This is a genomic window from Blautia sp. MCC270, assembly GCF_018785605.1.
Lineage (GTDB): Bacteria > Bacillota > Clostridia > Lachnospirales > Lachnospiraceae > Blautia_A > Blautia_A fusiformis.
Map to the genome: position 1 here is coordinate 1 of NZ_WQQD01000081.1, position 521 is coordinate 521.

Annotated in this window: 1 protein-coding gene; it reads left to right on the forward strand. The window is 42.8% G+C overall.

The genetic code is table 11. From position 1 onward, the window contains the following. Nucleotides 1–6 precede the first annotated feature (6 nt). A partial coding sequence (locus GPK58_RS12575) for a DUF134 domain-containing protein (RefSeq protein WP_215638743.1) occupies nt 7–521 on the forward strand: 515 nt, incomplete at its 3' end.

Genomic DNA, 521 nt, shown 5'->3' on the forward strand with positions numbered 1-521 from the left:
CAGTTTATGCCGAGACCAGTAAAATGCAGAAAAGTCTGCCATTTCCCCAATGTTTTAGAATTTCTTCCGGCAGATGATACGGAGAAAAAAACACCCATTGTTCTGACGGTAGATGAGTACGAGACAATCCGTCTTTTGGACAAGAAAGGTTATAGTCAGGAGCAGTGTGCAGTATCTATGCAGATCGCAAGAACGACGGTCCAGCGGATTTACGAGATTGCCCGGAAGAAAATAGCAGATGCACTTATTGACGGACATCCGCTCAGAATTGAGGGCGGGGATTTCAGAATCTGTGACGGTCAGAGCGGCAACTGCAGCTTTGGAGGATGTTACAAACAGGAAATTTACAAAAAATATGCAGCAGAAAAAGGAGAAGGTATTATGAGAATAGCAGTAACATATGAAAATGGACAGATTTTCCAGCACTTTGGACACACAGAGACATTTAAGATTTACGATGTAGAGGAAGGAAAAGTAGTACATTCAGAAATAGTAGATACGAATGGAAGCGGACATGGCGC